The 21,610-nt window shown below is 65.1% G+C and carries 17 protein-coding genes; 10 read left to right on the top strand and 7 right to left on the bottom strand.

Translation table 11 applies throughout. From position 1 onward, the window contains the following. The first annotated feature begins 28 nt into the window (after window positions 1–28). Complete coding sequence (locus AC58EF_RS08835) at window positions 29–490, top strand: hypothetical protein (protein ID WP_497275685.1); 462 nt, start codon at window positions 29–31, stop codon at window positions 488–490. 344 nt (window positions 491–834) lie between these two features. On the opposite strand, the gene AC58EF_RS08830 is transcribed toward AC58EF_RS08835, so the two are convergent. Next, a complete protein-coding gene (locus tag AC58EF_RS08830; protein WP_497275848.1) occupies window positions 835–1,335 on the bottom strand; it encodes a TetR-like C-terminal domain-containing protein in 501 nt (166 codons plus the stop codon). Here AC58EF_RS08830 and AC58EF_RS08825 point away from each other — a divergent pair. Further along, entirely contained in the window at window positions 1,243–1,506 is a 264-nt protein-coding gene (locus tag AC58EF_RS08825; protein WP_497275854.1) for a hypothetical protein, read from the top strand. The two genes, AC58EF_RS08830 and AC58EF_RS08825, sit on opposite strands and share 93 nt — an antisense overlap. Here the strand turns inward: AC58EF_RS08825 and AC58EF_RS08820 are convergent. Beyond that, window positions 1,467–2,321 (bottom strand): LytTR family DNA-binding domain-containing protein, encoded by an 855-nt coding sequence (locus AC58EF_RS08820; RefSeq protein ID WP_497275684.1) that lies wholly within the window; start codon window positions 2,319–2,321, stop codon window positions 1,467–1,469. The two genes, AC58EF_RS08825 and AC58EF_RS08820, sit on opposite strands and share 40 nt — an antisense overlap. A gap of 134 nt (window positions 2,322–2,455) precedes the next feature. On the opposite strand from AC58EF_RS08820, the gene AC58EF_RS08815 reads away from it, so the two are divergent. From AC58EF_RS08815 to AC58EF_RS08800, 4 genes are all read left to right on the top strand, one after another. Next, window positions 2,456–3,280, top strand: coding sequence for a MipA/OmpV family protein (locus AC58EF_RS08815; protein ID WP_497275682.1), 825 nt, complete (start codon window positions 2,456–2,458; stop codon window positions 3,278–3,280). A 134-nt stretch (window positions 3,281–3,414) separates the two neighbouring features. After that, window positions 3,415–4,464, top strand: a complete 1,050-nt coding sequence (locus AC58EF_RS08810) for an efflux RND transporter periplasmic adaptor subunit (RefSeq protein WP_497275681.1) — start codon at window positions 3,415–3,417, stop codon at window positions 4,462–4,464. Then, window positions 4,464–7,520 carry an efflux RND transporter permease subunit gene (locus tag AC58EF_RS08805; RefSeq protein WP_497275679.1) on the top strand — a complete coding sequence of 1,019 codons (3,057 nt, stop codon included), beginning with the start codon at window positions 4,464–4,466 and terminating at the stop codon, window positions 7,518–7,520. The genes AC58EF_RS08810 and AC58EF_RS08805 overlap by 1 nt, the downstream gene beginning before the upstream one ends. Then, a complete protein-coding gene (locus AC58EF_RS08800; RefSeq protein WP_497275678.1) occupies window positions 7,517–8,905 on the top strand; it encodes an efflux transporter outer membrane subunit in 1,389 nt (462 codons plus the stop codon). Before AC58EF_RS08805 ends, AC58EF_RS08800 begins: the two co-directional genes overlap by 4 nt. Before the next feature lie 132 nt (window positions 8,906–9,037). Here the strand turns inward: AC58EF_RS08800 and AC58EF_RS08795 are convergent, their stop codons facing one another. The 4 genes from AC58EF_RS08795 to AC58EF_RS08780 are packed head-to-tail and all read right to left on the bottom strand — an operon-like array spanning window position 9,038 to window position 13,573. Then, on the bottom strand, window positions 9,038–9,529 hold the full coding sequence (locus AC58EF_RS08795) for a flavin reductase family protein (protein WP_497275676.1): 492 nt from the start codon (window positions 9,527–9,529) through the stop codon (window positions 9,038–9,040). Beyond that, complete coding sequence (locus AC58EF_RS08790) at window positions 9,529–11,010, bottom strand: glycerol kinase (protein WP_497275675.1); 1,482 nt, start codon at window positions 11,008–11,010, stop codon at window positions 9,529–9,531. Before AC58EF_RS08790 ends, AC58EF_RS08795 begins: the two co-directional genes overlap by 1 nt. Beyond that, complete coding sequence (locus tag AC58EF_RS08785) at window positions 11,007–12,491, bottom strand: glycerol-3-phosphate dehydrogenase (protein ID WP_497275673.1); 1,485 nt, start codon at window positions 12,489–12,491, stop codon at window positions 11,007–11,009. The genes AC58EF_RS08790 and AC58EF_RS08785 overlap by 4 nt, the downstream gene beginning before the upstream one ends. Next, entirely contained in the window at window positions 12,491–13,573 is a 1,083-nt protein-coding gene (locus AC58EF_RS08780) for a YeiH family protein (RefSeq protein WP_497275671.1), read from the bottom strand. Before AC58EF_RS08780 ends, AC58EF_RS08785 begins: the two co-directional genes overlap by 1 nt. A gap of 194 nt (window positions 13,574–13,767) precedes the next feature. On the opposite strand from AC58EF_RS08780, the gene AC58EF_RS08775 reads away from it, so the two are divergent. Then, complete coding sequence (locus AC58EF_RS08775; RefSeq protein WP_497275669.1) at window positions 13,768–15,000, top strand: MFS transporter; 1,233 nt, start codon at window positions 13,768–13,770, stop codon at window positions 14,998–15,000. Between the two features lie 173 nt (window positions 15,001–15,173). Here the strand turns inward: AC58EF_RS08775 and AC58EF_RS08770 are convergent, their stop codons facing one another. Then, a complete protein-coding gene (locus AC58EF_RS08770) occupies window positions 15,174–17,489 on the bottom strand; it encodes a TonB-dependent receptor (protein WP_497275668.1) in 2,316 nt (771 codons plus the stop codon). A gap of 175 nt (window positions 17,490–17,664) precedes the next feature. Here AC58EF_RS08770 and AC58EF_RS08765 point away from each other — a divergent pair, with 175 nt between their 5' ends. Genes AC58EF_RS08765 through AC58EF_RS08755 form a run of 3 tightly spaced genes read left to right on the top strand, consistent with a single transcriptional unit; the run spans window position 17,665 to window position 21,607 of the window. Then, a complete protein-coding gene (locus AC58EF_RS08765) occupies window positions 17,665–19,674 on the top strand; it encodes an alpha-glucosidase (protein WP_497275666.1) in 2,010 nt (669 codons plus the stop codon). Continuing rightward, window positions 19,671–20,702 (top strand): LacI family DNA-binding transcriptional regulator, encoded by a 1,032-nt coding sequence (locus AC58EF_RS08760; protein WP_497275664.1) that lies wholly within the window; start codon window positions 19,671–19,673, stop codon window positions 20,700–20,702. Before AC58EF_RS08765 ends, AC58EF_RS08760 begins: the two co-directional genes overlap by 4 nt. After that, window positions 20,699–21,607: an aldo/keto reductase gene (locus AC58EF_RS08755; protein WP_497275662.1), complete on the top strand. Its 909-nt coding sequence runs from the start codon at window positions 20,699–20,701 to the stop codon at window positions 21,605–21,607. Before AC58EF_RS08760 ends, AC58EF_RS08755 begins: the two co-directional genes overlap by 4 nt. Window positions 21,608–21,610 lie beyond the last annotated feature (3 nt).

Below are 21,610 nucleotides of genomic sequence, written 5' to 3'. Positions count from 1 at the left end.
GCCTGGACCGGATGGAAGGAGAGTCTCCATGCGTGTCCTCATTCTCCCGGTCCTGATGCTTCTGGCGACGTGCGGTTCGGAGCCGCGTAACGAATCTACCGGTGGCGAGGCTGCACCCGACCTTGGGGCGAATACCGCCGAGGCGCTCCATCCGGCACCAGCCGCCACCGGTGCTGCGTCGCCACCGCCGCGTGATATCGCCCTGCCCGAATTCGCTCCCCGCTATCCGGGTTCAACGCTTGCCGCTGTAGTCCCGGCCGCCACCGAGGGTGGAAGCCATGAGGTGCGGTTGACGACCTCGGACGCCGCCGACGCCGTCATGGTCTTTTACCGGGACAGATTTGCGGCCGCCGGCCTGCGCAAGACGTCGGACTTTCTGTCGGGAGGCACAGGCATGATGTCGGCCATCGGAGCGGGGCGGAAGGCCGCGATCGCGATCACCAAGGAGGCGGATCATACGGCGATCATTCTGACTTATTCGGGCAAATGAGACGCGGGCTTGACAGCAAGGCCCGGGAATTGGCGTGTATAGGGCAGAAGGGAAGGCCCTGTGGATGAATGGGATGGTTTGTCGCGCCTGTTGGGCTCAGGCGCACCACGTCCATATGTTCATCGAGATTCCACCGTACGTCCCGGGCAGTGATTCGTCCGCCGTCGTACGTCCCGGGCAGTGATTCGTCCGCCGTGCCAAGGAACGGTGATCGCGGCGAAACCAGCGGTGTTCGGCCTTATCCGAAGAGTGACGTTACACCGAAGATAAAGAGGGCGATATCGATCGGTTCGGCGGCATCGACCCGCGCCGGTGGCCGACTAGTCGCAATCAACTGCGTGCGACTAACCCGTCGCGGTCCCGACGGTAGAAAGCAGCATATCCAGATAGGGATTGACGGTGTGAGAGACCGGCGGATCGAGACGCGCCCGCCCTGCAAGATGTAGCATGACAAGCCCATGCACGGTCGACCAGAGCAAATGGGCGGTCCGCACGACTGCCTTTTCGTCGCAGCGGGGATTCAGCCGCTTCACGAGCGAGATGAGCAGATCCCATCCGGGGGCGTCTGCTGGCGGAAGAGCTGAGGTGCGGTCGATCTCGCCCAGCCATTCATCAAACAACAGCCGATAGTCTTCCTCATGCTCCAACGCATATTCGAGATAAGCGATCGCCATGCAACGGAGCTGTTCCATCGGGGTCGAGGCAGCGTCGGATCCGGCCTTCAATGCAGCCGCGAATTTTGCGGCGATCTCATGCTTGAGATCTCGAAAAAGCTCTTCCTTGTCGACATAATATCGATAAGCCGTCATCGCACTGATGCCGAGCGAAGTTGCGAGACCGCGCATCGACAGATTTCGGGCGCCGTCTCGCCGGATGAGCTCAAAGGCCGCGCGACGCAGCATGGCGCGCGCTTCTTCATGACCGGCCCCGGCGACCCAGAGCGTTTGCATTTTGGCCGGACGATCTTGCTGTCGTTTCACGAGGGACTGAAGCTTTCGCGCACGGTTGCGGCGTAAGGCTGGGAGACTGGCACCACGAGGCCGTTCACCAGTTCCAGGATCAACGTGCGACCGCTTCGCTCGCTCACCTTAATGGCCGCAAGGGACACCCACCAGGATCGGTGGACGCGAAGCCCACGGCTTCCATTCATAGCCTCCACGGCGTCGCGCATCCGCATCAGCACGAGGGTCGACCCTTTCTCGGTATGGATCCGCACATAATGATCTTCGGTCTGCAGGCACAGGATCGGCCCGCGCAAATGAGGCGGGAGCCGGCTTTGCAGGGGACATGCGTCGGCATTGTCTTCCTGGCCCGGATTTGGCTCGATCGTCGAAGGCGCCCTTTCCAAGGGCGCTGCGTCGTCGACTCCCACGTCCGACGACGCGGGCTCATCGCGACCCGGCAGGTGCGCGGGCCGGCTGAGCAGGGCTGCCGAGACGAGCGTCAGCCCAGCACCGATCAACAGGGTCTTGGGATAGAGGCATAGGAGCTTGTGCAAGCCCGGCGCCCAACCGAACAGCGCTTGCGTGGCCGGCGCAACGAACAATAGCATCGGGAACGCGGCCAGCATCACCTTGATCACAAGCCGGCGAGGGGCATCGAGACGGTCTGGCAGCGGGCTGTGATCGATCAGCAGGTCGACCGCCATGGCGAGCACGAACCAGGCCGCCGAGAGTCCGATCCAGAATCCGATGCGCTGAAGCGGCTCGCCTTCATAGGTCCTGAACGGACCCATGGCCGCGAGAACGAGACCGAGCCCCACAGCCAAGCCGATCTCCGCCCACAGCTTCTCGACCCTGGCGGGAATTGGCGAAATCGCGAAGTCACGCATGCTAATGCTCCAGAGTGGCGCATTTACGGCGTAAATTACGAAGCGATTCGACGCAACCGCGCAGTTCGGGTCGCACCGTGTCGCCGGCTCCGCTTAGCGCAAGGGCGTTTCCTTCAACTCACCGGGAGTTGCCCATGCTCAAGAAGATCATGCCCTCGTCGCTGCTGCTCACCCTTGCCTTTCTGGCATCCCCCACGACCGCCTTCGCGCAAACCGCAGCCGAGGAGGAAGCTCCTGACGAAGAAGGCTGGTCAGGCTTCGTGGCGATCGGCCCTGGCGCTGCGCCGCGTTATGACGGGGCGGACGACTATCGCCTGATCCCGCTGGTGATCGGTACTGTCCGCAACGGCGACGTTTCGGTCGACTTCCAAGGCTCGCGCCTGCGCGTCGACATCGTGTCGCACGATATGATCGCGGCCGGCCCCGTCGCCAACCTTCGACTCGGCCGCGATAACGATGCCAAGGGGCAGATCGCGCTGCTTGACACCATCGACACCGCGGTCGAGCTGGGCGGCTTCGTTGGACTGCGGCTCGGCGGTAATGCGGCGGGGCAGGGCCAGGTACAGCTCGACCTGACCGCGCTCGCCGACGTCTCCGGCGCGCATGACGGTGTGCTGGTTTCCGCCAGCGCCGCCTATGTGGCGGTGCGCTCGCAAAGCCTGTCGCTGTCGTTCGACACCAGCGCGACCTGGGGCGATGCCAAATATACGCGGACCTATTTTGGCGTGACCGATGCCGAGGCTGCGCGCACGACCCTCGATGCCTACCGCCCCGGCGCCGCGCTGCGCGACCTGGGTGCGGGAGCAACCATCGGTTACCAATTCAACCGGCGCTGGGGTCTGATTGGCCGGATTGGCTGGTCCTATCTGGCCGGGGACGCTGCCGACAGCCCTATCGTCCGTGACGAAGGCTCGCGGCACCAGGCGATCGGCGGGCTGGCGCTGTCCTACCGCTTCTAGGGCCGGAATCGGCCGATGTGCTGGTGGAAGCGCGTCATGCTGGCCCTTGCCGGCCTCGTGCTCATCGCCTGCGGCATCGGCTGGTTCGCCACCTGCCTGTGCTTCGATGCCAATTCCGAGGAACGACAACCCCGATGATCCCTGCCCATACCCAACGCCTGCTGCCGGCGCTTGCCGTGACCGCGCTGCTCGCGGGCTGCGGCGCTGCCCAGCCCCAAAGTAAGGAGCCCGATCCACTGCCGGTCGAGGTCGTTACGGCGCGTGGGGGTGAGGCTTCGGGTAGCGTTTCGGCGGTGGGCCGGATCGCGCACGCGCGTGAGATGACGCTCGCCTTCCGTGTGCCGGGCACGCTCGCGCGGCTGGACGCCGATATTGGCGATCAGGTGTCGCGCGGCCAGGCGCTTGCGCAGCTCGACGCGACCGACCTCGCAGCGCGCGTGGCGCAGGGGCAGGGCGACGTCGAACGGGCGGAACGGGCGCTGGCGCGCTATGCCACGCTCAACGAGACCGGCGCCGTGGCTCATGCCCGCTATGAGGACGGGCGGACTGCCCTCGACCAGGCGCGCGCGGCACTGCGGGCGGCAGCGTTCAATCGCGCTTCCGCGACGCTCTCCGCACCCGCATCCGGTATCGTGCTGGAGCGCATCGCGCAGGCAGGCGAAACCGTCTCGGCCGGTCAGGCCGTGCTCCGCCTCGCCGACGTGGATAGCCCCCTGCTGGTGCGCATCCCGGTGCCTGAGAACGCGATCGGCCGCGTGCGCGCCGGCGCGGCTGCCCGGCTGTCGGTCGCCGGCCGCTCCGACGTGCCCGGCGTGGTGAGCCGGGTCGGCGCCAGCGTCGATCCCCGCACCGGCACCGTCCAGGTCGAGGTTCGTCTTGGCGACCCGAGCGGCCTGGTGAGCGGCATGACCGGAACCGTCGAGATCGCCAGCGCCGCCGCAGGCGCGCCGGATATCACCGCCGTTCCCGCCGAGGCGGTGCTGGAGGCGAAAAACGGCCTCGCCGCGCTGTTCCTGCTCGATGTCCACGCGCAGCGCGGGCGGCGGCGCATTGTCCGCTTCCTCGGCTTCTCGGGTGAGGACGCGCTGGTCGCGGGCCTGCCCGCCGGGGCGCGGGTCATCACTTCGGGCGCCGGCTTTGCCGCCGACGGCCAGCGCGTGCGCGTCATCGGAAGCGCCCGCTGATGCGCTTCAATCCCGTCGCCTTCTTCATCATCCGTTGGCAGTTCACACTGGTGCTGGTCGCGCTGTTCGCCCTGCTTGGGCTCAACGCCTTTTCGGCGATCCCGCGCACCGAGGACCCGCAATTCCCGTCGCCCTTCATGACCGTGCGCACGGTCATGCCCGGCGCCACACCGGCCGAGATGGAGCAGCTCGTCTCCAAGCCGATCGAGGATGCGCTCGACGCGCTCGATGATGTCGAGGAGGTTCGTTCGACCAGCGCTGACGGCGCCGCCCAGGTGCGCGTCCAGTTCACCTGGGGCACCAATCCCGATCGCAAATATGACGAGGTGGTGCGCGAGGTGAACGCACTGCGCGCCCGCTTGCCCGCCGGCGTCACCCGGATGGACGTGCTGCGCGCACGCACGATCGAGGTCTCGATCATGGAGGTCGCGCTGGTGAGCGAACATTTGCCGATGCGCCGGTTGGAGAAGGTCGCCGACCGGCTCCGCGAGGCGATCCAGCGCGTGCCCGGCGTGCGCGATGCCCGCTATTGGGGGGCGCCCCAGTCGGAGATGCGTGTGGCGCTCGATCTCGGCCGCCTCGCCGAGCTTCGTCTGCCGGCGAGCGCCGTCGCCGATGCGCTGGCCCGCGCGGGGGCGGAGGCGCCGGTCGGCGCGGTCCATGCCGGTGACCGGCGGCTGACGGTGCGTCAGGCTGGCGCCTTCGGCAGCATAGCTGCGGTCGAGGCTGTGCCTGTCGCGAGCATCGACGGCCGCATCGTCCATGTCCGCGATATCGCCACGGTCTCCTGGGAAACCGCCGAGGCCGAGCATATCACCCGCTTCGGCGGAAAACGGGCCGTGCTCGTCTCCGCCAACCAGAAGGAAGGCGCCGACGTCACCGCCATCACCCGCGACCTGCGCACGACGCTCGACGCCTTCGAAAAGACGCTGCCCGCCGGTGTGAAACTCGAGCGCGCCTTTTTCCAGGCAGACAATGTCAGCCATCGGCTTGGCGGGCTGACGCGCGATTTCGTGCTGGCGCTACTGATCGTCTCGGTGACGCTGCTGCCGCTCGGCTGGCGCGCTGCGGGCGTGGTGATGGTCTCGATACCTCTTTCGCTTCTGATGGGGCTGGCGCTGATCCATGCACTTGGCTTCAGCCTGAACCAGCTTTCGATCGCCGGCTTCGTGCTCTCGCTCGGCCTGCTTGTCGACGATTCGATCGTCGTCACCGAGAATATCGCACGCCGCCTGCGCGAGGGTGAGGACCGGACCACGGCCGCGCTCCAGGGCACCGGCCAGATCGCGCTGGCCGTGATCGGCTGTACGGGTTGCCTGATGCTCGCTTTCCTGCCGCTGATGATGCTGCCGGAAGGGTCAGGCGCGTTCATCCGCTCCCTGCCCGTCGCGGTGCTGGCGACGGTCGCCGCCTCTTTCGTCGTGTCAATGACGGTCATCCCCTTCGTCGCGAGCCGGCTGCTCTCGCGCCATGAGGATCCAGGAGGCAACCGGCTGCTTCAGGCGATCAACGGCGCGATCCACCGCCTCTACCGTCCGGTGCTTCATGTGGGGCTTGCGCGGCCGTGGCGGGCGCTGGCGGTCATCCTCGCGCTCTGCCTGCTCACCGTGCCGCTGCTCGGCGCGATCGGAAGCAGCCTCTTCCCCCCCGCCGAGACGCCGCAGTTCCTAGTGCGGGTGGAGACGCCCGAAGGTACGGCGCTCGCCGCCACGGATCGTGCCGTCCGCCATGTCGAACGTCGGCTCGCGCGCGAGCCCGGCATCGCCTGGTATGCGGCCAACAGTGGGCGTGGCAATCCGCAACTCTACTACAATGTCGCGCAGGAGGAACCCGCACCTGATTTTGGCGAAGTGGCGGCCGCCTTTTCCACCTGGCGCCCTGGGAAAAGCGACGCGCAGATCGAACGGATGCGCCGCGAGTTCGCCGCCTGGCCGGGCGCGAAGATCAGCGTCCATGTCTTCGAGCAGGGCGCGCAGACCGAGGCGCCGGTCGCGATCCGCATCAGCGGCCCGGACCTCGCCATGCTCAAGGCGCTTGCCCGTAGGGCCGAAGCGGTGCTCACCGCTACACCCGGCACGCGCGACGTCGGCAATCCACTACGGCTCGACCGCACCGACTTGGCGCTCGGCATCGACGAGGACAAGGCGGCGGCGCTCGGTGTGGCGGCGGGCGACGCGCGCCGGATCACCCGGCTGGCGCTGAGCGGCGAGTCCACCGCGCGCTTCCGCGATACCGATGGCGACGACTATCCGGTGACGGTGCGCCTCGCCATGGGCGCGCGCAACGAGCTTTCGGCGCTCGACCGCATCTATGCTCCGGCGCGGGGCGGCGACGCCGTGCCGCTCTCCGCCATCGCCGCGCCGAAGCCGGAAGGCGGTCCCGCACGGATCGACCGGCTGAACCGCGATCGCACCGTCACCGTCACCGCTTATGTCCGTCCCGGTTTCCTCACCTCGCGCGTGACGCAGGACGGTTTCGCTCGCATTTCACAGGCGCTTGCGCTGCCGCCGGGCTACCACCTGTCGCTGGGCGGCGAGGCAGAGGCGCAGTCGCGCAGCTTCGCCGGTCTGGGCGCCGCCATCCTGATCGCCGTGCTGGGCATCCTCGCTGTGCTGGTGCTCGAATTCGGCCGCTTCCGCACCGTCGCGGTGGTCGCCGGAATCATCCCGCTCGGCCTGTTCGGCGCGGTGACGGCACTCTGGCTCACCGGCTATTCGCTGTCCTTCACCGCAACGATCGGTCTGGTCGCCCTGATCGGGATCGAGATCAAGAACTCGATCCTGCTCGTCGACTTCACCGACCAGCTTCGCGCCGAGGGGCTGGCGTTGCGCGAAGCGATCGAACGCGCGGGCGAGGTGCGCTTCCTTCCCGTTCTGCTCACTTCGGTGACGGCGATCGGCGGGCTGCTGCCGCTCGCGATCGAGGGCTCGGGCCTCTATTCGCCGCTTGCGATCGCCATCATCGGCGGCCTCGTCTCCTCCACCATCCTGTCCCGTATCGCCACGCCGGTCATGTATCTGCTGCTCGCCGGCCGTGACCAGGAGAAGCCGGCATGAAGCCCGTCCTCGCGTCCATCCTCCTGCTGCCGCTCGCCGCCTGTGCGGCAGGCACCGACTATCGCGCCCCCTCGATAGCGGTCGCCCCGCAATGGCGCGGCCCCCCCTCCGCGCCGCCAGGCGCGGAGGGGAAATGGTGGCGAAGTTTTGGTGATGCCACGCTCGACCGCTTGGTCGAGACGGCGCTCGCGCAGAATCTCGACATCGCGCAGGCGATGGCCCGGATCGACCAGGCGCGGGCGGCCCTGCGCGGTGCCGGCGCGGCGCTGCTCCCCGGCGGTTCGGTCGAGGGGAGCGCCGCGCGCGCGCGCCAGTCGACCGAGAGCGGCCTCGGCCAGCTGGTCGGCCTCGCTCCCGGCATCGATCGCGGGGTCAGCCAATATGATCTCTCGGCCGGCGCGAGCTGGGAGGTGGACCTTGCCGGCGGCCTCAGGCGCGGGCGAGAGGCGGCCGTCTATGAGGCCCAGGCGGCGGAGGCGACCGGCGCGGCGATGCGCCTGTCGGTCGCCGGCGAGGTCGCTGACGCCTATATCCAGCTCCGCGCGCTCCAGGCGCAGCGCGCCATCGCCCGCGACCAGACGGGGGCCGCAGACTACCTCCTCCGCCTCGTGGCCCAGCAGCGCGAGACCGGGGAGGCATCCCGTCGCGAGACGGAGCAGGCGAGTGCCGGAGCCGAAGCCGCCCGCGCCACGATCGCCCCGCTCGATGCCGGCATCGAGGCGCAGCTCAACCGGCTTGCTATACTGCTCGGCCTTGCGCCCCAGGCCGACCGGCGCGGGCTCGACGCGCCCGCGCCGCTTCCCCAGTCGACCTTTGATGGCGCGGGTAGCCCGGCCGATCTGCTCCGCCGTCGCCCTGACCTGGTCGCGGCCGAGCGGCGGCTGGCGGCCTCTCATGCGCGGATCGGCCAGGCCCTCGCCGAATATTATCCGCGTCTCTCGCTCTCCGCTCTTTTCGGCTTCCAGGCCAATGCCGCCTCGAACCTGCTGACCGACGGCGCCAACGCCATCCAGGCCGCGGCCGGCCTGCGCTGGCGCCTGTTCGACTTTGCCCGCATCGACGCGCAGGTAGCGGGCGCGCGCGGCACGGAGCGCGAGGCGCTCGCCGCCTACGCCCAAGCCGTGCTGCGCGCGAGCGAGGATGTCGAGACCAGCTTTGCCGCCTTCGTCCAGAATCGCGCCCGCGCCGCCGTGCTGGCGCGCCAGGTCGCCGCCCAGCAGAGCGCCCGCGTCCTTGCCGAACAGGCATGGAAGGCGGGCGAGGTCAGCCTGATCGAGGTGCTCCAGGCGGATCGCGACCTGCTCGCGGCCCGATCCGCTGAAGTGGCGGCGCGGGCGGATATGGCGCGCGCGCTTATCGCTTGCCGTCGTGCGCTCGGCGGGTGAACCTGAAGAAAGCGAGACATCTGCGATGCCTCTCAAAGGCAAGATGGTATTCATCTCCGGGTCGACTGATGGACTTGGTCGCGCCGTCGCGCTGGTCACGAGCTGCGCCTGCGCAACCCGTTGCTGAGGCGGTCAGGCGGCGGCGAGCAACTGCCCTCTGAGGAACAGCAGCGGCGGTGCGTCGCGGTGAACCGTCATTTCCTCGACCGCGCCCATGACCATTAGATGATCGCCCGCGCCTGTTTCATCCCTAATGGCGCAGATCATCGAGGCGATAACGTTGTCGATCAATGGAAGCCCGCGCAACAGCCGATGGGCCATGCCGTCAAATTTGTTACCGCCCTTCGCCGCGAAACGCGCGCATATTTCGCTCTGATCGGCCGCCAGCATATTCACGCAGAATCGGCCTGACGGACTGATCAGCGGCCAGCTGGACGAACGGCGATCGGGAAAGAAGGCTACCAACGGCGGAGTCAGCGATACCGCAGTGAAGCTGCCGACGACCATGCCCGCTGGCGCGCCATCGGGGTCATGGCCGGTGATGACGCAGACACCGGTCGGATAATGGCCCATGACATAACGGAAATGGCCAGGCCCGATCGACTGGAGATCGTTCTGTGTCATCATTGACCCCCTAGTTCGAGCTGATGGCGCAGGCCTTCCCGCCAGAAGGCGATGCGGGTCTTGCGTGAATTGGGATCGATAGAGGGCGTGAAGCGCGTGACGTTGCTCCCCATCACCATGGCGTCGCCGATAGAGGCGTAGAGGCCGGCGCCCACGCCGGCCAGCATCGCCGCGCCCAGTGCGGTGGTTTCGATATCCGCCGGTCGCTCGACCGGCAAAGCCAGAATATCGGCCAGATCCTGCGCCATCCAGTCATTGACGCTCATGCCGCCGTCGATGCGTAGCTTCGTCCAGGCGGGGCCGTCGGCGGCGAAGGCCGATTGCAGGTCGTGGCATTGGTGAGTCATGGATTCGAGCGCCGCACGCACCAGATGCGCCCGTTTCGTGCCGAGGGTCAGGCCCGTCAGTACGCCCTTGGCATCCGGCCGCCAGTGGGGCGCGCCCAGCCCTGCGAGCGCAGGCAGGAACAGGACGCCGCCATTGTCGGGGACGGACCGGGCAAGCGCCTCGGTTTCCCCGGCGCTGGCGATAAGGCCCAGCTCGTCACGCAGCCACTTGATGAGGCTGCCCGCCACGAAGACGGATCCCTCCAGCGCATAGGTCCGTCGGCCGCTCTGCTGGTAAAGAATGGTGCCGAGCAGACGATGGGACGAGGAAGGCAGATTTGTTCCCATGTTGGTGAGGATGAAGGCGCCGGTGCCGAACGTTGCTTTCGTATCGCCGACCGACAGGCAATGCTGGCCGATCGCGGCGGACTGCTGGTCGCCGGCAAGGCCGCAGATCGGGATGGCCGCGCCGAACAGGTTGGGATCGCAGGCGCCGAACCGTCCTAGATTATCCACCACAGTCGGGAGCGCGGCGCGCGGCACGCCCAAAAGGTCCAGCAGTTCATCGTCCCAATCCGCGCCGTCCAGCGCAAGCAACTGGGTGCGGCTGGCGTTGCTGGCATCGGTGATATGGAGCCCGCCAGTCAATTTCCACACCAGCCAGCTTTCGACCGTGCCCAGCGCCAGCCGATCGCCCAGCGCCCTTGCTTCGGGCACATTGTCGAGCACCCAACGCATCTTGGTGCCCGAAAAATAAGGATCGATGACGAGACCCGTGCGCGCCTGAAGCATCGCTTCATGACCTGCTTTTCGCAATTCCGCGCAGCGCGACGCCGTGCGCCGGTCCTGCCAGACGATCGCGCGGGTTATGGGTTCTCCAGTCCGCCGATCCCATGCGACCACCGTTTCCCGTTGGTTGGTGATGCCGAGCGCAACGATGCGGTCGGCCCCGCCCACGGCATCCACCGCCTGTCGCGCGCAATCGAGCGTTCGGCTCCAGATTTCGGCGGCGTCATGTTCGACCCGGCCGGGCCGAGGATAATATTGCGTCAGTTCCTGCTGCGCCACATGCAGGATGGTCCCGTCGGGCGTGTAGACCATTGCCCGGCTCGACGTGGTTCCTTCGTCCAGGACCAATATATATTCGCCGCTCACTGCACCTCACCCATATATGTTCTGAGTTGTTCCTTCTGCGCCGCATTCAGCCGCAGGCCGAGCTTCGTGCGCCGCCAGAGTATGTCATCCGCCTGGCTCGCCCATTCCTGCGCGATCAGATAGTCCACCTCCGCCCCGGTCAGGCCATGGCCGAAATGCGGCCCCAATCCACCCATATCGGTCGCCTTGCCCAGCCACAACCGCGTGCGCGTCCCATAAGCGCGGGCGATACGGTTGATTGTCGGCGCGTCGAGGAAGGGATAATCGCGTGCCAGGTCTGCTTTCAGCGCCTCAATGCCGTCGATCGGGAAATCACCGCCCGGCAGCGGGGCGTGCGCGGTCCAATCGTTCCCCGTCAGGGAGGACAGATGCGGTTTCAGTTGGTCGACAGCGTCCTTGGCGAGATGGCGATAGGTGGTGATCTTGCCGCCGAAGATCGAGAGGATCGGCGCTCGCCCTCCCGCATCGCAGTCCAGTTCAAAGCTGTAGCCGCGCGTCGCGGCCTCCGGCTTGCCCGATCCGTCATCGATCAGCGGCCGGACGCCGGAATAGGTCCACACCACGTCGGCCGGGCCGATCGATTGCGCGAAATAGGCGTTGGCCGCGTCGCACAGATAGGCGATTTCCTCCGCGCTGGCATGGACCTCGCTCAGCGGACCCCGATGGTCACGGTCGGTCGTGCCGATCAGGGTGAAATCGTCCTGATAGGGAATGGCGAAGAAAATGCGGCCATCGGGAATCTGGAAAAAATAGGCATAGGGGTGATCGAACAGGCGAGGGACGACGATATGCGATCCGCGCACCAGCCGCATACGTCGGTCGGTCTTCTGTCCTGCGTCATTCAGCAGGTCGAGCACGGAAGGCCCCGCGGCATTCACGATCGCGCGGGCATGAAGGACCTGTCCGCCGCTTCGGATGGACCAGAAGTCACCGACGCGTTCGAGCGCCTCCACCGGGAAACGGGTGCGAATGGTCGCCCCTCGGTCGGCCGCGTCGCGCGCGTTCAGCACCACGAGCCGCGCATCGTCCACCCAGCCGTCGGAATAGATGAAGGCGGGGCCGAAGCCGGGCTTGAGTGGCGTGCCCGCAATGTGCCGCCGTAGATCGACGGATTGGGTGGCAGGCAGACGCTTGCGCCCGCCAATATGGTCGTAGAGAAACAGGCCAAGTCGCAATAGCCAGCGCGGTCGCAATCCCTTTACATGAGGCAGCACGAAACGCATTGGCCAGATGATATGCGGTGCGATGGCCCATAGCTGCTCCCGCTCGCTCAACGCTTCGCGCACCAGCCCGAACTCATAATGTTCCAGATAGCGCAACCCCCCATGGATCAGCTTGGTCGAAGCGGAAGAGGTGCCGCCCGCCAGATCACCCTTTTCCAGCAGTAGCACCTTCGCGCCCCGGCCTGCAGCGTCGCGGGCGATGCCGCAACCGTTCACGCCGCCGCCGATGATGGCGATGTCATAGAGAAACTCGGGCATCAGACGGCTCCCAACAACGTCCATGTAAACGCCATGGCGACAAGAAGGGAAGCCAGCGTGGCGGCGGTCACGGGCAAGGTCGCACGCCAGCCCAACTGCATGATGAGGTCGAGGCGCGAGCGCATGGCCGTCGCGGTCACGGCCAGCAGCAGCAGCGCCTTGGACAGGATAAGGCTGGCATGGGCAACCGGCGCGGGAATGATGACAAGGGAATTGATCGCCACCACCGCAAGGAACAGGGTGATGAACCAGGGCAGCGCCAGCTTGCGAATCCAGCCTCTGTCCTTGCCCTCATCGTCGCTGACCATGATCGACACGATCGCGACGACCGGCGCCAGCAGCGCGACGCGGGTCAGCTTGACTATCGTGGCGTAGCTTCCTGCCATGTCGGAATAGGCATAGCCGCCACCTATCGCCTGCGCGACATCATGGATTGACGCGCCGATCAGGAAACCGGCCTGTCGGTCATCCATATGCAATGCGCCGGCAAGTGGCGGGTAGAAGGACATGGCGAGCGCGCTGGCGACTGAGATGATGACCAGCGTCAGGGCGAACTGGCCCTGGCTTATGCGGCGGCTGCCCAGCACGCCGTACAGCGCCAGCGCGGCTGAGGCGCCGCAGATCGCCGTCGCGCCGCCTGCAAGCAGACCGATCGCCATGGACTGGCCGGCAAGCCGGGCCGCGATGAGCGCCGCGCCCATCGCGGCGGCCATGACCATGAACAAGGCGAGGAAAGGCACCGGCCCCAATTCCCCGATTTGCGCAACAGTGACCTGCGTTCCCAGCACAACGATGCCCCAGCGCAAGCAAGTCTTTGAGGCGAAGTCGAGCCCCGGGTGGGTCCGGGCCTCGCTTGTGACAAAATTGAGCGCCAGCCCGATCAGCAAGCCCATCAGGATGATCGGCGCGCCATAATGTTCGGACAACCAGGCGGCCGCGATGCTGGCGATGCCACAAATGGCGAACCCAGGCCAAAGCCGGCGCCACAGGGCGGTGCGCGACGGGGCCGGCGTGCCCGTCTGCGCGGCTAGGAATAGTTCGCCGTACAGGTCCCCGGCATGATCGGAATGAATAGTCTTCATCCTCGCCCGTCTCTCGCTTATCAAAAGGCTTGTCGTATGTCCTACGGTGTCATATCCCATCTGTATGAGCACAGACGCGGCAGGGCAAGAGCTTTGCACGAAAACGGCCAGGATGGTCGGGGAGAGGTAAGGATGACGACGGAGCACGAAACCATGGGGGCTGGCTCGCCAGACGCGAGCGGGGGCATCGCCCTATGAAAGCGCCGCAACCCGGCGCCGCGCGCGCGCAGAACATGCTGATCGGGCTTATATTTCTTGCGACCGCGCTTAACTATGTGGATCGGCAGGTGCTGGCCTTGCTGAAGCCAATGCTGGAGGCTGAGTTTAAATGGTCGGACCAGCAATTCGCCCATCTCGGCTCCGTTTTCCAACTGGCGGCGGCGGCATCGCTGCTTGGCGTCGGCTGGTTCGTGGATCGGTTCGGTGTGCGCTTTGCCTATGGATTCGCGGTCGCGTTATGGAGCCTCGCCGGCATGGCACATGCTTTGGCCGCCAGCGTGCAGCAGTTCGTCGTCGCCCGCGCCGTGCTGGCGACCGCTGAATCCGTCAATACACCCGCTGCGATGAAGACCGCGGCTATCTATCTACCCACCGAAAGGCGATCGGTCGGCATAGGCATCATCAATACCGCGCCCAACATCGGTGCGATCCTGACGCCGTTGCTGATTCCACCCTTTGCCATCGCCTTCGGCTGGAAGGCGGCGTTTCTGGTGACGGGCGGCCTCGGGCTGGTGTGGCTGGTCCTGTGGCGGATCAATACCGCACAGCTGACGCCGGTCGCCGGTGCATCCGCTCCGGCCGGCGGTAAGGTGGAATGGCATGCGATCCTATCTGATAAGCGCAGTTGGACCATCATTGGAGCGAAGGCCTGTACCGATTTCGTCTGGTGGTTCGTCCTGTTCTGGACCCCGGACTTTTTCGCGCGGCAATTCGGCATGGCGCAGGGCGCGTTGGGTTGGCCTATAGCCATTATCTTCACGCTTGCAGCGCTCGGCGCCATCTGTTCGGGTGCGCTCTATCCGGCATTGCTGCATCGCGGCCTTACTATGAATGTGGCGCGTAAAGGGGCGATGCTGGCCTTCGCCTTGACCGTGCTCATCATGCCGATCGCTATGGCGGTGTCCAGTCCGTGGGTTGCGGCTCTGTGCATCGGCATGGGGCTGTTCGCGCACCAGGGCTTTTCGACCAACCTGTTCGGCATGGCGACGGAAATCGTGCCCGCACGGCGCATTGCCACGGTGATAGCGCTCGGCGCGATCGGCGGCAATCTGACTGGCACAGCCATTATCGAACTGGCGGGCTGGTCGCTGGACAGCGGCCTGGGTTATGCGCCACTCTTCGTGCTGTGCGGTGGTGCCTATCTGGTGGCGCTGTTCTTCATCCACTTGATGCAACCGCGATTGCACGCCGCAGACGGCGCCGCCTGACAAGGATGGTAGAGGCGGGGCAGCCCGTTGGGTCGTTCCTGCCTTTGACCATATCGGTGCAGGCCATCTTCCGGCCAGATGCGACTGATGCGCAAAATGAAGCCCCCGGACGCGAAGCATCCGGGGGCAAAGGGTGAGCGGAATGGCGCGTGCAGACGCTGGCCGCTCTCCCCTTATTTCATGCGCACGCGCAGCGTCAGGCCGGCATAGCGATCCGCGTCGCGCGGGATCATCAGGCGCTGGCCTGCACTGGTGTTCAGCAGCACATAGCTGTCGTCCAGAATGTTGCGGACCATGAAGGTCAGGCGATAGCGATCATCCGGGTCGGAAAAGCCGATGCTGGCGTTCCACAGGCCATAAGCGTCGATCGGGCCGCTTTCACCAAGGTCGGAAAACTGCTTCCCGACATGGCGCCAATCGGTCGACAGGTAGGTTTTCACCGGGCCGAGATCCGCGTCATAATCCACGCCCAGCGTATAATTGAACTTGGGTGCAAGCGGCAGGCGCGTGCCGTCCCGCGCGTCCGGCGCATTGGTCAGCGGGTTCGGGTTGAACTTGCGCACCCGCGCATCGGCATAGGCCGCGTTGGCGCGGAAGGTGAGGCCGGCGACCGGCGCGAACGTCGCGTCAACCTCGAACCCCTTGGACCGCACGGTGCCCGCATTGGTGAGGTTGGTGACGACCGCTCCGTTCAGCAGGACAAAGTTGTTTGCCTGGAATCCGTCATAGTCGACCAGGAAGGCAGCCGCGTTCAGCTGGATCTTGCGGTCCCAGAACTGGCTTTTGAAGCCGACTTCATAGCTGTTGGACGTCTCCGGGTCGATCGGCGTCGAATTGGTTGGGGCGGTGTGATTGAAGAAGACGTTGAAGGCCGGTCCCTTGTAGCCGCGCGTATAGCTCGCATAGGCCATGACGTCGGACGCGACATCATATTGCACCACCGCCTTGCCTGAAAAATTGTTCGCGCTGGTCGCGCCGCTCGACAAATTAGTGCCGTTGCCGCCGCTGGCCAGACTACCGCCTGCGCCGACGCCGGAAACGCCCGGGCCAGTGGCGGGAAGGCCAGTTGTCGCATTGAAGCCGGGCGCACGATAATGGGTGTAGGACACATTATCGTGCGTATAGCGGCCGCCGAGCGTCAAGCGCAGGCTGGGGGTCACTTCATAGGTGGCTTGACCGAAGAGCGCCCAGTTGCGGAAGGACACGTCGCTGTTGGACGAGGCGGTCGGGAACAAGGTATTAACCGTATCGTTCAGGTCGCACGGTTGGCCGCCCGTCACCGGGTCCACCGGCAGGGTGGATCTGTCGCAGGTGATATCGGCGCGAGTGAAATCCTGCGTGTTCTTCGAATACCAGAGGAAGCCGCCGACCTGGTAGGTGAGCGCCTGGTTCTGCGGTGAGGCAAGGCGGACCTCTGCCGACACCTGTTCGGTCTTGACGACGCCACGATCGTGCAGTTCGCCCGTGCCGACGATGGGACGGGGCAGGAAGTCGCCGTCGCGAATTTCGGTATTCTGCCAGTTGCGATAGCCGGTCACGATGCTGAAGGTGTGATCGGCAAAGGTGTCGATGTCGGCATTGAGCGTGACGCTCCACTGGCGGTCGAGCGAGCGGGTAACCAGATTCTGGTTCACCTTGCGCGTGTCTTCGCCTTGCGGGGTGATGCCCAGTTCCTTGTCAAGGACGGTTCCGCGCGACACGCCGGTTACTTCGGCGCAGCAATCATCGTTCGCCTTGAAATAGTCGGCGATCAGGCGCAGCCGCCCGCCTTCGCCGTCATAGTCCAGCAGGCCGCGTGCGCCATAATGCTCATATCCGTTAACGGTGCGATCCTGGCCGCCCGCGATATTGGTGATATTGCCGTCGAAATTGCCATAGAAGCCGGTGATGCGGCCGGTGAGATCCTGCGCAATTGGGCCAGCCACGGTCAGGCGGGCGCGATATTCTTCATCGGTTGTGCCCGAAACAGTAGCTTCGGCCTCCAGATCGTCGGTGCCGCCCTTGGACACGATATTGACGAGGCCCGCCGACGCATTCTTGCCGAACAACGTGCCCTGCGGGCCGCGGAGTACTTCGAGCCGATCGAAATCCACCAGATCGAGGAAGGATTGCCCCGACCGGCTGAGAACGATGCCGTCGACAACGGTGGACACACTTGGTTCTGCCGCGATCGAAAAGCTGATGGTGCCGACGCCGCGCATCACAATGGCGCTGTTGGCGTTGGTCGTGCCCTTGCGGAAGGTAACGGAAGGGACAACAGCGCCGATATCTTCCAGACTCTTGGCGCCGGCACGGGCCATGGCTTCGCCGGTCACGGCGCTGATGGCGATGGGCACATCCTGCACATTTTGTTCAACCTTTTGAGCAGTAACGATAATCTCTTGCACCTGCGCATGGGCGGGCAAGGTCGTCGCCATCGCCAGAATCGATGATGAAAGGCCCAGCGCAACTCGGCCGGCATGAGCAGATGTGCGTGTAATCAAGGTCATAATCCCCTCCATCCTCAAAGCGACATGCAGTTCCAATGTCGAAGCTGTACCTCGGGTTTTCCCGTAGGTTTAGGTTAGCTCTTGATCGACGTCGGATTTTATGTCAAGCGGTGTCATATCAAACGGGGCTGGTGCAGCGGACCCTGTTTCATAAAAAGCACAGACGGGGCTGGGTGTGGCGCTGATTTTCTCCAGGCATGATGACGGGTTTTCCTGCTGGCTGAACGGGTTGGAGATATTGCGTCATACATCCGGGCGGCCCGCACTGACTATTGCGCGGGGCAGCCCCGACGTCGAAATGGTGCGCGGCAATTTCAGAATAAGTGACACGCCCACCGGCTTTTCTCCTTTGCCGCACGTCGAATTCGAATTGTCCGGCGATGGCGTCATCCTGCGCGCAGACGGGGGCGGCCCACCGGGCGCGCGACTATGGTGTCAGGGCGAGTCGCTGCATGTCGAAGTGCTGCGGCCCGGATTCGACCGCATCTGGATCGACCTGATCGCGCTGCCGGGCGAGCATGTCTGGGGCGGCGGCGAACAGATGAGCTATCTCGACCTGTCGGGCCGCCGCTTTCCGATCTGGACCAGCGAACCGGGCGTCGGACGCGATAAATCGACCGAACTCACGCGCTTGATGGACGAGCAGGGCATGGCCGGCGGAGATTATTGGTGGACCAACTATCCCCAGCCGACCTTTCTGTCATCGCGCCTCTATGCCTGCCATTTGACCAGCACGGGCTATTCGGTGCTGGACTTCACTGACTGCGAACGGCATCGGATCGAAATCTGGGAGGGGAATGCCCAGCTCGATTTTCTGGCTGCATCTGACATCGCTGGACTCGTGGGCCGGCTCAGCCATTATTTCGGACGCCAGCCGGCGCTGCCGGACTGGGCGATAGGCGGTGCCATTGTCGGCCTGAAGGATGGCGACAACAGTTTTGCCCGTCTCGATCGGATCATCGATGCTGGGGCGGCGATAGCGGGCCTGTGGTGTGAGGACTGGATCGGCATCCGGCAGACCAGCTTTGGGCGCCGTCTGTTCTGGAACTGGGCCTGGCAACCCGCCCGCTATTCCGACCTGCCCGGCCGCATCACTTCGCTGGCGGAACGCGGCATTCGCTTCCTTGGCTATGTGAACCCCTATCTGGCGGCGGACGGCGCGCAATTTGAGGAAGCGCGAGCGGGCGGGCATCTGGCGCTGCGGCAGGATAGCGACGAACCCTATCTTGTCGATTTCGGCGAGTTCGATTGCGGCGTCGTCGACTTCACCAATCCCGACAGCCTCGACTGGTTCGCCGAGCGGATCATCGGACGGGAAATGCTCGATTTCGGCCTGTCCGGTTGGATGGCTGATTTCGGCGAATATCTGCCCGTCCACCTGCGCCTCCATGATGGCAGCGATCCGATGTTCGCGCATAATCGCTGGCCAGTGCTGTGGGCGGAGGCGAACGCGAAGGCGGTGGCGTCGCGGGGCAAGACCGGTGAGGCGGTCTTCTTCATGCGGGCCGGCTTTTCTGGCGTGCAGGCGCATTGTCCGCTGCTCTGGGCGGGCGACCAGTCGGTCGACTTCACCCGCCATGACGGCATCAACACGGCGGTCACCGCCGCCCTGTCGGCGGGGCTGGTGGGCAACGCCTATTCGCACAGCGATGTCGGGGGCTATACCAGCCTGCACGGCAATGTTCGGACCATCGACCTGATGCTGCGCTGGTGCGAGCTGGGCGCTTTCTCGCCGGTGATGCGCAGCCACGAGGGCAATCGCCCCGATGACAATATCCAGATCGACAGCACGCCCGAACTGCTCGCTCACTTTGCCGCCATGTCGCGGGTGCACGCTGCGCTCGCGCCCTATGTCCGGCACCTCAGTGACGAGGCGGTCGCCACCGGCCTGCCGGCCCAGCGCCCTCTCTTCCTCCATCATTATGAGGAGGCATTGTTTGGCGTTCAGGACCAGTATCTCTATGGCGCGGACATGCTGGTCGCACCAGTGGTCGAAGCGGACGCGGCCATGCGGTCGGTTATCCTCCCGGGCGACGCGCCCTGGCGGCACTTATGGACCGAGCGGGACTATGCACCTGGCCGCCATGACATAGTAGCCCCCTATGGCCAGCCGCCGGTTTTCTATCGACCCTCCAGCCCCTTCGCTTCATTGTTCGCCTCCTTGCTGGAGGTAGCGAAGAAATGAGTGAGAGATCCAATATCCGCGATGTGTCGGCGCGTGCGGGCGTGTCGGTGAAGACCGTCAGCCGGGTGCTTAACGGCCATCCCTACGTCAGCGACGAAATGCGTGAGCGGGTCGAAAGGGCGATGCAGGAACTGGATTTCCGTCCCAGCATAGCCGCGCGTATCCTGGCGGGCACCAAGTCCGGTCAGATCGCGCTCATCTACGATAATCACAGCCCCTATTATATGAACCAGATTCAGATGGGCTGTTCGGAAGGATGCCAGCCTTCGGGTACGCGCCTGCTGGCCCAGCCGGTCGATGTCACGGACCCTGGCGTCGGAGAGCAGGTGCGGGGTTTGGTGACGGAGACCCATGTCGACGGGGTAATCCTTTCCTCTCCCGTCACCGACTGCGTTCCGGTGCTTCAGGCGCTGGAACGCATGGACATTCCCTTCGTGCGGATTTCCCCCGGCACGAACCATGCCATGACCGCATCGGTCTTCATGGACGACGCGCAGGCTGCCGACGACATGACCACCTACCTCATCAACAAGGGGCACAGGTCGATCGGCTTCATCAAGGGCCATGCCAATCATATGGCATCGGAGGAGCGCCTGTTCGGCTACCGTCGTGCGCTGGATCGCGCCGGCCTGCCTTTCGAGCCTGCGCTGGTCGCGCCGGGCGAGTTTGATTTCGAAAGCGGCGTCACGGCAGCGCACCGTTTTCTGGGCGCATCCAGGCGGCCCACCGCCATTTTCGCCAGCAATGACGACATGGCCGCCGGCGTTCTGTCGGTCGCGCATGATATGGGCATAGCCGTGCCCGAAAGCCTGTCTGTCGTAGGTTTCGACGACACCACATTGGCGCGCATGGTGTGGCCGCAGCTGACCACCATTCATCAGCCGACGCGCGAACTGGCGCTTGCCGCCACCCGCCTGCTGCTGGAAGGCGCGCAGCGGCAGCACCAGCGTCTGCCGCATCAGCTGGTCGAACGAGCCTCCGTCGCCTCCATCCTTCCTCCTTTGCAAGACCGACAGGATCACGAATGACTTTTTTACCTGCCCCTGATGCGCGACGCCCGCTCGGGCAAAGCGATATCACCGTATCTTCGCTCGCCTGGGGCAATTGGCGCCTGTGCGGTGAGGATGTCGACGGTGTGGTCGGCCTGATCCACGCCGCGATCGATGCGGGAATCGACTTCATCGACACGGCGGATATCTACGGACCGGACAATGATGAACCGTTCGGCGCATCCGAAGCGCTGCTTGGCCGGGCGCTGGCACGCGATCCGGGCCTGCGCAACCGGCTGGTGCTGGCGACCAAGGGCGGCATTTCCATGGGCGTCCCCTATGATTCCAGCGCCGCCTATCTGGAGAATGCGATCGACGCGTCGCTGACCCGTTTGGGCGTCGACCATGTGGATTTGTGGCAGATCCACCGCCCGGATATATTGACCCATCCGTCGGAGATCGCTCGCGTGATCGGTGCTGCGCACCAAGCCGGCAAGATCCGCGCCTTCGGTGTATCCAACTTCACTTCGAGCCAGATTGCGACGCTGCAGCAGTTCCTGCCGATGCCGATCATATCGACCCAGCCGGAGCTTTCTCCGCTCCAGCTCGGGCCGATCGACAATGGCGAACTGGATCAGGCGATCGCGATGGACATGGCGGTCATGGCCTGGTCGCCGCTGGGGGGCGGGCGCATCGCTGCGCCCGGTAACCCCCGTGAGGAAGCCGTCGCCGCCGCGCTGGACGCTGTGGCTATTGACCATGGGGTGTCGCGCGCCGCGGCCGCCTATAGTTGGATCATGGCGCATCCCGCGCGCCCCATTCCCATCGTTGGAACACAAAAGGCCGCCCGTATCGTCGAAGCCGCCGATGCGCTCAAGGTCCGCTGGACCCGGGAGCATTGGTACGGGGTGCTGGTCGCGTCAAAAGGAGAGCCCCTGCCATGAATG

This window comes from Sphingobium sp. WR1 (assembly GCF_059693745.1).
The sequence above is the reverse complement of the archived record's forward strand: the minus strand, read 5'-3'. Positions and strand labels throughout refer to the sequence as shown.

What these genes read in the sequence shown, in the direction of transcription:
- AC58EF_RS08835 (WP_497275685.1), top strand. Translation starts at nt 29, where the DNA reads ATGCGTGTCCTCATTCTCCCGGTCCTGATGCTTCTGGCGACGTGCGGT.
- AC58EF_RS08825 (WP_497275854.1), top strand. Translation starts at nt 1,243, where the DNA reads ATGCTTGAGATCTCGAAAAAGCTCTTCCTTGTCGACATAATATCGATA.
- AC58EF_RS08830 (WP_497275848.1), bottom strand. Translation starts at nt 1,335, where the DNA reads ATGCGCGGTCTCGCAACTTCGCTCGGCATCAGTGCGATGACGGCTTAT.
- AC58EF_RS08820 (WP_497275684.1), bottom strand. Translation starts at nt 2,321, where the DNA reads ATGCGTGACTTCGCGATTTCGCCAATTCCCGCCAGGGTCGAGAAGCTG.
- AC58EF_RS08815 (WP_497275682.1), top strand. Translation starts at nt 2,456, where the DNA reads ATGCTCAAGAAGATCATGCCCTCGTCGCTGCTGCTCACCCTTGCCTTT.
- AC58EF_RS08810 (WP_497275681.1), top strand. Translation starts at nt 3,415, where the DNA reads ATGATCCCTGCCCATACCCAACGCCTGCTGCCGGCGCTTGCCGTGACC.
- AC58EF_RS08805 (WP_497275679.1), top strand. Translation starts at nt 4,464, where the DNA reads ATGCGCTTCAATCCCGTCGCCTTCTTCATCATCCGTTGGCAGTTCACA.
- AC58EF_RS08800 (WP_497275678.1), top strand. Translation starts at nt 7,517, where the DNA reads ATGAAGCCCGTCCTCGCGTCCATCCTCCTGCTGCCGCTCGCCGCCTGT.
- AC58EF_RS08795 (WP_497275676.1), bottom strand. Translation starts at nt 9,529, where the DNA reads ATGACACAGAACGATCTCCAGTCGATCGGGCCTGGCCATTTCCGTTAT.
- AC58EF_RS08785 (WP_497275673.1), bottom strand. Translation starts at nt 12,491, where the DNA reads ATGCCCGAGTTTCTCTATGACATCGCCATCATCGGCGGCGGCGTGAAC.
- AC58EF_RS08780 (WP_497275671.1), bottom strand. Translation starts at nt 13,573, where the DNA reads ATGAAGACTATTCATTCCGATCATGCCGGGGACCTGTACGGCGAACTA.
- AC58EF_RS08775 (WP_497275669.1), top strand. Translation starts at nt 13,768, where the DNA reads ATGAAAGCGCCGCAACCCGGCGCCGCGCGCGCGCAGAACATGCTGATC.
- AC58EF_RS08770 (WP_497275668.1), bottom strand. Translation starts at nt 17,489, where the DNA reads ATGACCTTGATTACACGCACATCTGCTCATGCCGGCCGAGTTGCGCTG.
- AC58EF_RS08760 (WP_497275664.1), top strand. Translation starts at nt 19,671, where the DNA reads ATGAGTGAGAGATCCAATATCCGCGATGTGTCGGCGCGTGCGGGCGTG.
- AC58EF_RS08755 (WP_497275662.1), top strand. Translation starts at nt 20,699, where the DNA reads ATGACTTTTTTACCTGCCCCTGATGCGCGACGCCCGCTCGGGCAAAGC.